This is a genomic window from Paenibacillus peoriae (genome assembly GCF_022531965.1).
Lineage (GTDB): Bacteria > Bacillota > Bacilli > Paenibacillales > Paenibacillaceae > Paenibacillus > Paenibacillus polymyxa_D.
In genome coordinates this window covers 532,183-545,086 of sequence record NZ_CP092831.1, presented here as the reverse complement: position 1 = coordinate 545,086, position 12,904 = coordinate 532,183, and the positions used below count along the sequence as shown (strand labels likewise).

Genomic DNA, 12,904 nt, shown 5'->3' with positions numbered 1-12,904 from the left:
CCCGTTGCCGCGGGCTATTTTTTTATAATGAAAAAGCTAACTCGTTTCGGTACAACTTCGCTATTCGCTATCTTGAGGCCAGTATCAATGATGCTTTTGAACTGCTCTGTGACTTCTCTTTGTCCCACTGTCTTGATTTTCAGCGCAGTATAAAGCCCCACATTTAACGCGATAGCTTCTAAAAACTCATTAACATCCACAGATTCGTCGATGCTAATTTTTGCAAAAAACTCCACCACTTTTTTATGAGTTGCGTTCATGCCGATTCTCCTTCCATGATTTCATCATGTTCTACGATCTGCCGATACTCGACGATCACTGGTGCATTCTCGATACTGACAATGAGCTCATCATTTTCATCTAAAATATGGAATTCAGAATGGACATTATTTTCATATTCCGTAGCGACTTGCTTAATCTCAATGATTTCGCTGCCGCTTAGCTCCGTTCCAATTTCAAAAATCCTTGTTGGATTAGAGACAACGGTCAAACGTTGAATAACTTGCACAAAGTTTCCTCCTTCCATATGTAATTTCAAGCAGACTGGATTCGAACCAGCAGTCAGGCGCGCTCCGTCGTTTTCCGCCTGATATTCTCACCATCGCGTGTACACGTACCATCGTGTCGCTGCTTTGTGTGATGCGTCAGCCGCATCTTCCGACGCCGAACGGGAGTAGGTTATGTTACCGTCCGACGCCGGAAGACAAGGCCGACATGGCCTGTCCGTTGCCAGCTTGTCCTATATCACTGGCTACATATTTCCGAAAAACTCCAACCGTTCTTCTGCTGGCAGAAGATTTAGGCTCAGCAAGGCGTTATTCCATTGAAAATAGGCTTCGTCCCGCTCCTGTAGTAGCTCCTGAAATTCAGATGAAAAAGCTGAACCGCCTGCTTGCAGAAAAGCATATATTGCATCCGTATTGGCTTGCGTCCCTGCCTTCTTATCCAGAAAGTTTTGAATGAGGCGTTCCTTTAACTGCTGCGTCACGCACCCTCACCCTTGCTTTCTCTCGCAGAAGGAGATAGAATAAGCAACACAAGAGACTTTAATCGAGTTCTCAAACCAAGCGTCCGGCCTGCCCGCCGGGCGTTTTTATTTTGTTCTTGAAAAGACAAGTGAAGATTCATCATGAATGCTGCTTGAGCAATACTTTTTTGACGATGACTCTCAGAAACGATTTCCGGATTTTGCAGTATCATGTTTAAATTATGCTCTGCGTTTGCTGCAACAAATTTGGCTTCATCCTCTAATCTCTCGATTTCCATTTTTGCTCCCTCATTTCATATATTTTTTTGCCTTCAGGTCAGCTCGGTGTTCCTTCCAAGTACCCAACCAGGAAAACGAATACTCCTTACATAACACTGCCGCAAAATGCGTAAGAGCAGTAATAGCTTCAACCGTCTCCATCAGTAGACGTTTCATATTTTGGCGCTCAGAATCAGTAAGTTGGTCAGCCGTTTTGCTAATTGGTACCTCAGCAGATAATGTAAGAACCTCTCGCATTTCCTCTACCGTTTTAAAAAGCACGCTTGCCCTATGTAGGTCTACATTATCCAGCCAGGGTGCAAAGGCACCGCCTGTTACTTCCCCGGCTGCTGCAATGTAAAGCTGGCCGTCATCATAATGCTCCGCAGCTTTTTGCATGAGCTCTTTCGATGGTTTGCGGGAGCCTTTGATGATCTTTCCAATTAATGAAGCATCCACGTGGGTAACTTGTCCGGCTGCGTTACGCGTTTCCCCCCGTCGTTTCAGAACCTCTTGAAGATTGGGACCAAACTGTCCAATTGACATGTTTTTTTCCTCTCCTTTGTCCGAATGACACGTTTATTACGGACAGAGGGCTGATGTAGTATTAGGTTGTAAGTTCTTCCCCCCCGTATCCCCTCAACCCGCTGGAGCCGGTACAGCCCGACGGGTTTCTTCTATTCATATGGACCCTGACTTGTTCTCTTTTAGCCATTCCAAAGGTTCCGGCCAGAGGACTCGTTTGCCGCGAGCACCGCCAATGTTATATATAGGGAAGCCTGGCTCCTCAACCATGTCATAAGCCGCCTGCTTCCGAATTTTCATTCGTCTTGCCATTTCAGGAACCGTGATAATCTCGCCAGAATGCCGATTCAATTTCTGCACCTCCTTTCCGTGTCAACAGACTTCTGTGGAACGAATCCAGTAAAAACGCATAGGCTAAACTTCCTATGATGCTTTATCTTTTTTTTACTCCCTATGTGCCGCTAATTCTCTACCGTATTTAATCCAGTAGCGTGCCAGCCATATGCGTCCGCCGCCAAGCTTTTTCGCTCATAGTTGACGGTTTACTCATTTAACCGGCCCCCTTTTGTGTTCTTGTACTTTTATTTTGGGATGTATACTGAACCTGTACTTTTAGTCCAAAAAAAAGATAGTTGATATCGGCTTTAAGGATTTCGGAAATTTTAAACGCATCTGTAAGGGAAGGATTAGAATAACCATTTTCCCAATTGCTTACCGTAGCCTTTGAATAACCTAGTTTAAATGCAAGTTCTTCTTGAGTTAGACCGCTTTTTTTTCTAGCATCTGCTAAGGCGTGATTTTTCAAATTTATCACCTCTCTTGTACACCAATCTTGTACCTATGGCTCTATTATAAGTACAAGATTGGTGTATGTCAACAATTAAATACAAGGTTAATGTACTTATTTTATATATAGGGTATATTAGATGTACAATATACATGTACTTTTATAATTATTGTTTAGGGGGAAGTTGTGTGTTTCGCGGAGATAGAGTTGCGTATAGAAGAAAAAAGAAAAAGCTAACTCAAGAAGAATTAGCTTCAATAGTTAACTTAACCAAGGCGGCTATAAGTAATTACGAGAATGGGCATAGCACTCCTTCAAATGAGACCTTGGTAGCTTTGGCGGACACCCTCGACGTTGATACGGATTATCTACTCGGGCGTACCGACACCCCTTGGAATGAACAAAGTGGCTCTAATTCTAAAAAGAATGATTTATCTCAAGAGACTACAGACTATGTACTCAAGGAGTTGGTGAAGAAATATAATATTGATCTAACCGACCCAAAAAATAAAGAAACATTGGAGAAGATGATTAAGTTGGTCTATGAAGACTTATAAGTGTCTATGTAATCAAGTAATTTAGTTTCTATGAATGCATAGACTTCTTCCGGCTTTTCTTGGTTCAGTTGTTCAATGTCCGATAACATATTTTTAAATTCGTTTTTCATAGTTGCACTTCCATTCAATATCTGGATTAATTTCATATTTTGCACAGTATAATTTTATACGTTAATTTCTATTCTATTGTTTCAAGAACATAGGAGATTGTGTTCATCAAACAATAGACAAATACAATTATATATCCATATGCCCTTCCCACGAAGAGTGACTTTTTAGCGAAGGATATTTTTGTATTTTTTCCACACTAATACAAATCAGCAAATTCCCCAGCCGATGGGGCAATACTAAGGAAGATTAAAGTGAAAAGAATTCTATTAACAATAATTATGGTAACAGTAGTTCTCGTAGGGTGTGGCACAGAGGGGGATACGCAAAGTCGATATAATACAGATGTTAAAGCTGCTTCTGCAGCTGGTTCAAACACATATGTATTCGATATGACAGTAGAAGATTTTACAGAAGCATTCAATGCCGTTGCTAAAAAATATAAATTAGATTACTTACACATATCCGAACTAAAAGAAGATTCTAATATGTTCCAGTATAAGTTCAATGATAATTTAAGTATGACAGGTACAGTTGATTCAACACATAAAATACAAGAAGTTATGTTAACAGGTTCTGGAGGTTTCCAAGAGAAAACTGGCGAAAATTTAATGGTTGCTATTGTTGCTCTAATAATGACAACAAACAGTGATTACAAATTTGAGGATGCAGAAGATGTCGTCAGAGATATAGGCCTTTTAGACAATAATGCAGATCTTCAAGATTTTGATTTTGAAGGGGCCACTGTTAGAAACAGAGTGAAGTATAGAATTAAGATTAAGAATAATGATATGACTACGTTTGGTATAATAGGAGCAAAGTAAAAATTTCCATACGCATGGAATTTCGGTACAATATAACCTAAAGCCCTTTTCGGGCTTTTCTTTTAAAATAAAAATAGAACATACATTCCCTATTTCAGTTAGGAGGTTCATCATGAGAGGACATATAGCCCAGAAAGGGAAGAAATACTACATCGTCGTGGATATGAAAGATGAGGTAACAGGAAAGCGTCGCAGGAAGTGGCTTACTGGTCCCAATGGAGGCTTCGATAAGAAAAGAGATGCTGAACGTGCAATGCCTGACATTCTCAGTGCTTTTAATAAAGGAACCTTTGTAGAACCGACCAAGAAAACTTTCGGTGAAATTATGGAGACCTGGCTCAAAGACAAAAAAACCTCTGTTAAACACGGTACTTGGAAGTCTTATGAGTGGCTTGTAAACACACACATTGTGCCGAATCTCGGGAAAGTGCAGATGACAAAATTAAAACCACAGCACCTCCATAATTTATATCACGAAACATTGCTACCCAAATTATCTGTAGCCTCTATCAAGAAAGCTCACGTCCTAGTTTTAGATGCTTTAAACCGGGCAGTAACCTGGGGAGTTATCACTCAGAATGTTGCCTCTTATGTAGAATTACCCCAAGGAAAAAAGAAAAAATTTGAAGTCTGGAATGAACATCAATTAAAGATTTTCCTCGATGCTGCATCGGAAGATCAATACTTCATGGCCTTCGAACTCGCTGCCTCTACTGGCATGCGTCAAAGTGAAATACTTGCGCTACCCCGATCAGAGGTAGATTTAAAGAGGAAAACGGCTTCGGTTCGACAAGCTTATACCATTTCTGAAATAGGACATGATCTTGATGATACTAAGAATGATAGTAGCGTTCGCTCCATCGCACTGTTTGCTAATACCGTTAATTTTCTGGAAAATCACTTTAGAAAGCAAGAACATGAGCAAGCCAGAAATAAGCTATACAATGATTCAGGCTTAGTAATTCAAACGAGTGTGGGAACGCCTCTCGGCCCCCGCAATCTTATGAGACATTACTATCGTATTTTGGACAGAATTGTAAAGGAACATCCCGATTTCCCTCGGATTCGTTTCCACGATCTGCGACACACTCATGCAACACTACTTCTCAAAGCTGGTATTCATCCGAAGATCGTTCAAGAGCGACTTGGACATTCGTCTATCAATGTAACTCTGGATACCTATTCACATGTTCTTCCGAATCTCCAAGAAGCGGTGTTAAAAAACATTGGAGATTCAATCACAGGAGAGAGCATTAGCACCGAAGAACCCACTTTACTAGACTAAAGGGTAGAAAAATGGTAGAAGAATGCTCAGTTCAACAAAAAAACGCGACCTCCAAAAAGCTTGGAAGCCGCGCCGTACTTGAGTTTTATAAGATGCTGGTGAAGGGAATTGAACCCCCGACCTACGCATTACGAGTGCGTTGCTCTACCCCTGAGCTACACCAGCAGGTCAGTGTAACTGACAACAAAAACTATTATACTCTTAGTTACATAAAAATCAATCACTTACATCAACTTTTTCAACTAGGATTTGGATTTAGTTCGGTAACATTTCCTGTCACGGTGCCAGATAGTTTCTCTGCTACAGAGCGGAGCTTTTGGTGACTGGAGGAAGGCTTGTCACGGCGATCATCAATTTTGACCGAGGTGGAAACACGCTTCGCTCCTGACAGGAATGGTGCTTCGTGCAGCGCAGCGATGGCGGTGAATACATCGTCCAACGAACCTTCAATAATCGTACTCATGGAGGTAAGCTCATAGGTAATTCCTTTTTGCGTCTTCAACACTTTTTGCATCTGGGCAACGTAGTCGCTCAGGCTTGTACTCCCCGTTCCAATCGGGATCACTGTCACTTCTGCAATAGCCATCGCCAGGTTCCTCCCTAAAATTAAAATCATCGCTTCTTTAAAAATCTAAAATTTCAGTCTATAGAGCGAGCAGCCTTATTTCACAAAAAAAGTTCATATGTATGCTGCTTGTTTCTGTAGGAAACATCTTTATCATTCATTGTACCGTTCAAACTGTCTCAATTCAAATACAGCCCGCGACTTCTCTGTATATTTTGATTTTCCATTCCTTTTCCTTTACGTATGGCTTCGAATGTTGCTATAATACTCCTTGCACTTATTTGAAATTTTAAGTTTTTACACACAATATGTTGGGTTAAATATTCATAACACGTCTAAATATAGTGATGTAGCCGATAAATCGTACGGGAACCATCTTTTCCCCCTTCATTGGCAGGTACATCGCTATTTCTATGTTATTGGATTACATACAGCCCCCAAATGCTGTCTGACCATCGCTTTTTTCGCCATTATCTTCTCATCATGATCATTTTCATGCCTATTCCCAAGTATGATTCCAAATCAGGAAAGCGAGGAATTAATCCTATGCCACAACTCGTAACCAAACCAAACAATCGCCAGTTGGCTTTTGACGAAATACGCATCTCCGTATATGCCGACCGTGTACTCAGCGGACTGGACAAGCTGGATAAGGATCGACTCATTCGCGGTGTAACTAGCAAGCTGCGCCGGGACGAAGTCACGGGGGATGACATTAGCAACGCGTTTGCAATGGCTGCCCTTGAATTGGTTAGTAAGGAAGAACCGGACTGGAAATTTGCCGCTGCACGTGCTTTGCTCACTTCCTTGTATAAAAAAGCGGCTACTCACCGCCGTTACAAATCCTATGCGGACGAGCCTTACGGCGCTTTTTATCCACTGATCACTGATTTGGTCCAAAAAGGAATTTACCGTCAAGAACTGCTCGACTACTATACCAAGGAGCAGATTGATGAGTTGGGCGATTCCATTTTGCCGAAAAATGACCTGTTGTTCGATTATATCGGGCTGTTAACACTGTCTGAGCGCTATTTGGCCAACGATTTTGACGGACGCGTAATGGAACTGCCTCAAGAACGCTACATGATCATCGCGATGTACCTGATGCACCAAGAGCCTGCCGACAAGCGGATGGAGCTGGTCAAAGAAGCGTACTGGGCGATGAGCAACATGTACATGACAGCAGCTACACCAACTATGTCCAATGCCGGAAAAAAGGTGGCCGGACAGCTCTCCAGCTGCTTTATCGACACCGTAGACGACTCATTGGAAGGTATTTTCGACTCCAATACGGATGTAGCCCGTCTTAGCAAAATGGGCGGCGGCATCGGCGTATACCTTGGTAAAGTACGGGCGCGTGGCTCCGATATCCGTGGACATAAAAATACAAGTTCCGGCGTCATTCCGTGGATTCGCCAGTTGAACAATACAGCTGTTAGCGTAGACCAATTGGGTACTCGCAAAGGTGCAATTGCCGTATATCTGGACGTATTCCATAAGGACATCCTCGCATTCCTTGACCTGAAGCTGAACAACGGTGACGAGCGGATGCGTGCACATGACGTGTTCCATGGCGTATGTCTGCCCGATCTGTTCATGGAGCGGGTCGAAGCACGGGGCGAATGGAATCTGTTCTGTCCGCATGAAGTGAAGAAAGTAATGGGCTGGAAAGATGACAACGGTCGTCCACTGGGACTGGAAGATTTTTATGATGAAACCTTCGGTTCAGGTACCTTCCGCGAGAAATACGAAGAGGCGTCGCAGCATCCGATTCTCTCTCGTATTACGGTGCCTGCTATCGACATCATGAAGCGCCTGATGAAGTCACAACTAGAAACAGGTACGCCTTACATGTTCTACCGTGATACGGTAAACCGGGCCAACCCGAACCGCGCCCATGGTATGGTGTATTCCTCCAACCTGTGTACGGAAATTATGCAAAACCAATCTGCAACTGTAGTAGAAAAAGAAGAATTGGTCACCAAGGACGGACAAACACGCATCGTTATTTCCAAAATTCCTGGCGACTTTGTGGTGTGCAACCTGAACTCCATCCATCTGGCTCGTGCGGTTCCGGCAGGTGTGCTGGATCGCCTCGTGCCGATTCAGGTACGTATGCTGGATAATGTTATTGATATCAACAACATTGAAGTACTGCAAGCACAATATACGAACAGCCAATATCGCGCTGTCGGTCTGGGTACATTCGGACTGCATCATCTACTCGCACTGGAAGGTATCCGTTGGGAATCCGATGAAGCGGTAACCTATAACGATCATTTGTATGAAAAAATTAACTACCTGGCCGTCAAATCCAGCATGGAGCTAGCGAAAGAAAAAGGCCGTTATGCCAAATTCGAGGGCTCTGACTGGTCTACCGGGCACTATTTCACTTCCCGTGGCTATACAGATGGTACACGCGAAGGCAAATTTGTCACTACCTCCGAGTGGAGTGAGCTTGCAGAAGAAGTCCAACAAAACGGTGTCCGCAACGCATGGCTGTTCGCCATCGCGCCTAACGGTTCCACGTCTATTATTGCAGGCTCTACCGCCAGCATTGATCCATTGTATGAGCTGCTTTCCTATGAAGAGAAAACAACTTACAAGATTGCTAACCCTGCACCTGACTTGAACGAAAAAACTATCTGGTACTACAAGACGGCTTTCTTGCTGGATCAACACGCTTCGATCAACATGGCTTCTGCACGTCAGCGTCATATTGACCAGGGCCAAAGCTTTAACCTGTATGTACGGCCTGATATTAAAGCAACTGAATTTTTAGAGCTGCACATCCATGCCTGGAAATCAGGTATGAAATCGACCTATTATGTACGCAGCCGCGCACTGACGATTGAAGAATGTGATAGCTGCGCATCCTAAACTAAAGGAGAGAAGCTCTCATGCAGTTACAGAAGATTTTTAACACGGAAGCGCCAAATCGCTCTACCCGTATTATTGAAGGCGAAAGCTCCGGTATTTTGAATTGGAACGATATTCGAATGCCGCATATGTACAAATTGTATAAAGTGCTACTGCTGAACCACTGGATTCCAGATGAAATTCCGATGTCCAAGGACGCGTCCCAGTTCCCTGTGCTGGATGCCGAAGAACAGCGCACCTTTAAAATTAACATCGGCCTGCTGGCTGTACTGGATTCGATGCAAACGATGTTTGTCGGGGATGTAAAACGCTATTTTACCGACTCGTCACTGGAAGCTATTTCAGCGATTATCGGGCAGCAGGAAGTGGTGCATAACCAGTCCTACTCCTACGTTCTGTCTTCTTTGGTGTCAGATCAGGAACAGAAGGAAATTTTTGAATACTGGAAAAACGATCCCGTCCTGCTGGAGCGTAACACATTCATCTCGGACATTTATCAGGAGTTCCGCGATGAGCAGAACCCACAGACCTTTTTCCAAGCGATGGTAGCGGATTTGATTTTGGAGGGCATTTTCTTTTACAGTACGTTTGCGTTCTTCTACAACTTGGCGCGTGATCAGAAAATGATGGCAACCAGCCAAATGATCTCGTATATTCAGCGTGATGAAAATCAGCATTGCTACTTCTTTGCCGAAGTGTTTAAGCAACTGTTGTCTGATTTCCCTGAGCTGAATACCAAGGAAAATACGGACTATGTCTATCGTATGATTGACCGCGCTGTGGAGCTGGAAACGAATTGGGCGCATTATACGCTCAAAGAGGTTCGCGGCATCGACTTGAACGAGCTGAGCGATTACATCAAATACATGGCAAATATGCGCCTGAGACTGCTTGGTATGGACAAAGCGTACGAAGGCGTAGATGTAAACTGTATGCCTTGGATTAAACCATTCTCAGATGAAGCGCTGAATGCGACAAAAACGGACTTCTTTGAAGCAAAATCACGCAATTATGGCAAGGTCGGAGATGACAACGGATTTGACGATTTGTAAGTCATAAGATACAGCCTTAGCTCGGTACTTACCGGGCTAAGGCTTTTTTCATGAGAATTTACGCAAATACGCAAAAAAAAATCATGAAACATCTGAATAACTATTCATATTTTCCTATTTGTACACGATATATATGAAGGTAAAAAAAACATAGTAAGGAGCATATTATGAAAAGAAGCGTTAAAAAAAGAATGGGATTACAATCCAAACTCTACTTCATCTTGCTCATTCCTTTAATAGTGATTGGCGTCATTGTTCTGTGGACGACCAATCAATCTATCCAGAATGCTTCTCTATCAACCATGCAGCTAAATAATGAAACGCTGGCAAAGAACACGGCCCAGTTATTGGACAAATCCGCAGTCAAGAGCTTAAATACGGATTCATCGGAGCAAAGTAGCGAGTATAAACAACTTCGTAACGAGTTAAATACGCTCAGGCTGCAAACTGGAATCCTGTACATCTATATGTACAACCGTGTGGGCAATGAGTGGAAAATTACGGTAGATGGAGCCGCATGGGACGACAAAGACTACAGTCCATTCGGAACTCCTGTAAGTTTTACCCTTAAAGAAACGGAAGAGAAATTGAAACAAGGGGAAACAGTGACTACAGATATTACAACGGACCCTGAGTGGGGGACGATGTTTTCCTCCTTTACTCCCATTAAGGATACAGATGGAACCATCATTAGTTATTTGGGAATCGATAGATCCCTGTCCTCTGTGACTGAAGTATACGAACATACCTTGCCCGAGGCCTACCGATTAGTTATTCCTGTTATCTCCATCATTCTGATCATCTCCATTACGGCTATGATGCTGGTAACCCGGCGGATACTGCGTCAGGTGAGATTTATTAAAAATACACTGGAGCAAGTAGCCGACGGCAACCTTACGGTTACATCGTCGCAAGTAACATATGATCAGTTAGGCGAAATCAGCGGATTGACGAACAAAATGGTGGAAGCCATGTCGAATATGATTGTGGATATTCAAAGCAGTTCAAGTACACTCCAGCATGCTTCGAAGAATATCGTCGTGACAACGGAGGGGACACTCCATCAGACTGAGGAACTGTCCCGTACGCTCCAGCAAATTGCCGATGTCTCTATTAACCAAGCAGAACAAGCGGTGGAATCAGTTCAACAATCTGACCGATTAGGACAAACGCTGGATGAAGTCGGAAGCCATGTGCAGCAATTCACGGATACAGCCCATCATCTCAATGAGGTTCGCAATCAGGTAGCCAGTGAGCATGAACTGTTATTAGAAAAAGGACGAGAAAGCGCCCTGCGTATCAAGCAGATGCAACGCATGTCCCACGCGTTAACCGAAAAATCCCGCGAGGCAGCTAACATCGGTCAACAGGTACAGGGCATCGTAAAGCAGACGCAGATTTTGTCCTTCAATGCATCTATTGAAGCCTCACGTGCAGGCGAAGCTGGCAAGGGTTTTTCTGTGGTCGCTCATGAAATGGGGCAACTTGCCCAACAATCCGCCATATCGATTCGTGAAATCGACGAAATCTTAAGCAGCTTTGTTGAGCAAATTGAGCAAATGGGTGATCAATTTGATGAAAACATAAAGACCGTCAATGAACAAGAAATCCAAATTTCGGTATGTCTACAGTCTGTTGACAAAGTCACCCAGGTCTCACAGGAAGTTCAGGAGTTAGCTGCACATCTGGCTCAATTGACGGCAGAGATGCAAGAGGTACGTCACAGCGTAGATCAACATTTAAATCACACAGCCAGCGCGGCACAGCAGACTGCCGGAATGACAGAAGATGTATCAGCAAGTGCTCAGAAGCAGGCCCTAGCGGTAAAAGAACTATCCGAAGTAGCCCGCAATTTGACCACACTATCAAACAATCTGCAGCGTCATGCCGACCAATTCCGGGTAAAAAACGCTGAATAGTAAATATGATGCTGGATTCGATTCAACTAAACAAAAAAAGTAAACTAAAATGGAGCATTCGCTAACGTAGCGAATGCTCCATTATTATGTTTTGAAAGCCGAGCAGAGTTCACCTTTATCCGAGTAGGTGCATACATATAACCTAGAAGTGTGTATTCAAGCAACCCAGAATCATACCCGTTCTTATGATGGAGGTAGCGCCGCTGTTTTCACCTGTTTTGTGTAAGAAGGATAGCCTCCCGTATGCTGGAGCATTTCGATTTCACGCAGAATACGCGGCAAGTCAGCGACCGAGTTCATCACGATGTGGGCTCCTGCTCTTTTCAAACCATATACACTCTGTCTGCGCCGTTCCTCAGCCACTCTGTCTTCCGCTTCATGGCTGGTCGTTTGAGCTACGGTCGTCACGCTTTCGTTATGGTTCAAGACACCAATCGTCCATACACCGGCGTTCCGTCCTTCTTGCATATCGGCTGCTGTATCTCCTACTTTCACAATATCGCTCAGCGGAAATACCTGCAAGCGATGTGCAATTTCATAGATCATCCACGGATAAGGTCTCCCCTGCGAAACTTCACAAGGGGCAACCATACAATCCAGCGTATAGGGTGACTGCGCAGGCGTAAATACGTGACTGAGCATCTCCATTGGACAGGATGCAGTGGCACCTGACTGAATGCGACGATCCTGCAACTCCTGCAGCGCCCTATCTATACCGATAGCAGGCTCAGCCCCTTGGATCAAGGAGCGGAGAACAGGGACAAGCTCAAGATAAATATGCTCAATATCCACTCTGCCAGGATGCGCACCAAAGCACTCCAGCCATTTTTTCCGAACCTCTGAAAGTCCCAGCACATTCGCAATATGATCCCGGATCGGCATTCCTCGCCCATGAGATACCTGTTCTTCAGTTACCTGTATACCTTTCCATCTGAAAATATCACGCATTCCCTGGGTTAAGCCTCGTCCTCCGGGGTCTAACAATGTACTTTCGAGATTAAAAATAACCGCCTGTATCATGCAATCCCCGCCTTTCCGTACCGCGGCTATCCGCAATCTTTATTTTGCTTAGGAACATGATACACAGCTAACGTAAACTGAAATGTCGTAAACGGTAAGCGGATTGTAATTGAAAATAAATTCCTTGATTGGTTGT

At 43.7% G+C, this 12,904-nt stretch carries 15 protein-coding genes and 1 tRNA gene; 6 read left to right on the top strand and 10 right to left on the bottom strand.

All coding sequences use genetic code 11. From position 1 onward, the window contains the following. Positions 1-14: 14 nt before the first annotated feature. From MLD56_RS02415 to MLD56_RS02385, 7 genes are all read right to left on the bottom strand, one after another. The gene (locus MLD56_RS02415; protein ID WP_029517873.1) at positions 15-260 is read right to left on the bottom strand and encodes a hypothetical protein; all 246 of its coding nucleotides are present in this window, start codon (positions 258-260) and stop codon (positions 15-17) included. After that, positions 257-508, bottom strand: coding sequence for a hypothetical protein (locus MLD56_RS02410; protein ID WP_029517874.1), 252 nt, complete (start codon positions 506-508; stop codon positions 257-259). The genes MLD56_RS02415 and MLD56_RS02410 overlap by 4 nt, the downstream gene beginning before the upstream one ends. 243 nt (positions 509-751) lie before the next feature. Beyond that, on the bottom strand, positions 752-988 hold the full coding sequence (locus MLD56_RS02405; RefSeq protein ID WP_029517875.1) for a hypothetical protein: 237 nt from the start codon (positions 986-988) through the stop codon (positions 752-754). Then, positions 985-1,266, bottom strand: coding sequence for a hypothetical protein (locus MLD56_RS02400; RefSeq protein WP_029517876.1), 282 nt, complete (start codon positions 1,264-1,266; stop codon positions 985-987). Before MLD56_RS02400 ends, MLD56_RS02405 begins: the two co-directional genes overlap by 4 nt. Before the next feature lie 10 nt (positions 1,267-1,276). Beyond that, positions 1,277-1,792: a helix-turn-helix domain-containing protein gene (locus tag MLD56_RS02395; protein ID WP_029517877.1), complete on the bottom strand. Its 516-nt coding sequence runs from the start codon at positions 1,790-1,792 to the stop codon at positions 1,277-1,279. A gap of 135 nt (positions 1,793-1,927) precedes the next feature. Next, positions 1,928-2,122, bottom strand: coding sequence for a hypothetical protein (locus MLD56_RS02390; RefSeq protein ID WP_029517878.1), 195 nt, complete (start codon positions 2,120-2,122; stop codon positions 1,928-1,930). Positions 2,123-2,321: 199 nt separating this feature from the next. Next, complete coding sequence (locus MLD56_RS02385; protein ID WP_049817010.1) at positions 2,322-2,576, bottom strand: helix-turn-helix transcriptional regulator; 255 nt, start codon at positions 2,574-2,576, stop codon at positions 2,322-2,324. A 170-nt stretch (positions 2,577-2,746) separates the two neighbouring features. Between MLD56_RS02385 and MLD56_RS02380 the strand changes: the two genes are divergently transcribed. The 3 genes from MLD56_RS02380 (at position 2,747) to MLD56_RS02370 (ending at position 5,332) form a co-directional block, all read left to right on the top strand. Further along, positions 2,747-3,115 carry a helix-turn-helix domain-containing protein gene (locus MLD56_RS02380; RefSeq protein ID WP_029517880.1) on the top strand — a complete coding sequence of 123 codons (369 nt, stop codon included), beginning with the start codon at positions 2,747-2,749 and terminating at the stop codon, positions 3,113-3,115. Positions 3,116-3,477: 362 nt separating this feature from the next. Further along, positions 3,478-4,047 carry a hypothetical protein gene (locus tag MLD56_RS02375; protein WP_029517881.1) on the top strand — a complete coding sequence of 190 codons (570 nt, stop codon included), beginning with the start codon at positions 3,478-3,480 and terminating at the stop codon, positions 4,045-4,047. 112 nt (positions 4,048-4,159) lie between these two features. After that, positions 4,160-5,332: a site-specific integrase gene (locus tag MLD56_RS02370; protein ID WP_029517882.1), complete on the top strand. Its 1,173-nt coding sequence runs from the start codon at positions 4,160-4,162 to the stop codon at positions 5,330-5,332. Between the two features lie 93 nt (positions 5,333-5,425). On the opposite strand, the gene MLD56_RS02365 is transcribed toward MLD56_RS02370, so the two are convergent. Beyond that, positions 5,426-5,497: transfer RNA gene (locus tag MLD56_RS02365), tRNA-Thr, on the bottom strand. Between the two features lie 73 nt (positions 5,498-5,570). Beyond that, positions 5,571-5,918, bottom strand: a complete 348-nt coding sequence (locus MLD56_RS02360) for an MTH1187 family thiamine-binding protein (protein ID WP_029517883.1) — start codon at positions 5,916-5,918, stop codon at positions 5,571-5,573. A 525-nt stretch (positions 5,919-6,443) separates the two neighbouring features. Here MLD56_RS02360 and MLD56_RS02355 point away from each other — a divergent pair. From MLD56_RS02355 to MLD56_RS02345, 3 genes are all read left to right on the top strand, one after another. After that, positions 6,444-8,777: a ribonucleoside-diphosphate reductase subunit alpha gene (locus tag MLD56_RS02355; RefSeq protein WP_029517884.1), complete on the top strand. Its 2,334-nt coding sequence runs from the start codon at positions 6,444-6,446 to the stop codon at positions 8,775-8,777. 20 nt (positions 8,778-8,797) lie between these two features. Then, complete coding sequence (locus MLD56_RS02350; protein ID WP_029517885.1) at positions 8,798-9,829, top strand: ribonucleotide-diphosphate reductase subunit beta; 1,032 nt, start codon at positions 8,798-8,800, stop codon at positions 9,827-9,829. A gap of 167 nt (positions 9,830-9,996) precedes the next feature. Next, positions 9,997-11,748: a methyl-accepting chemotaxis protein gene (locus MLD56_RS02345; protein ID WP_029517886.1), complete on the top strand. Its 1,752-nt coding sequence runs from the start codon at positions 9,997-9,999 to the stop codon at positions 11,746-11,748. Positions 11,749-11,931: 183 nt separating this feature from the next. Here the strand turns inward: MLD56_RS02345 and MLD56_RS02340 are convergent, their stop codons facing one another. Then, a complete protein-coding gene (locus tag MLD56_RS02340) occupies positions 11,932-12,768 on the bottom strand; it encodes an HAD hydrolase-like protein (protein ID WP_029517887.1) in 837 nt (278 codons plus the stop codon). Between the last annotated feature and the right edge of the window lie 136 nt (positions 12,769-12,904).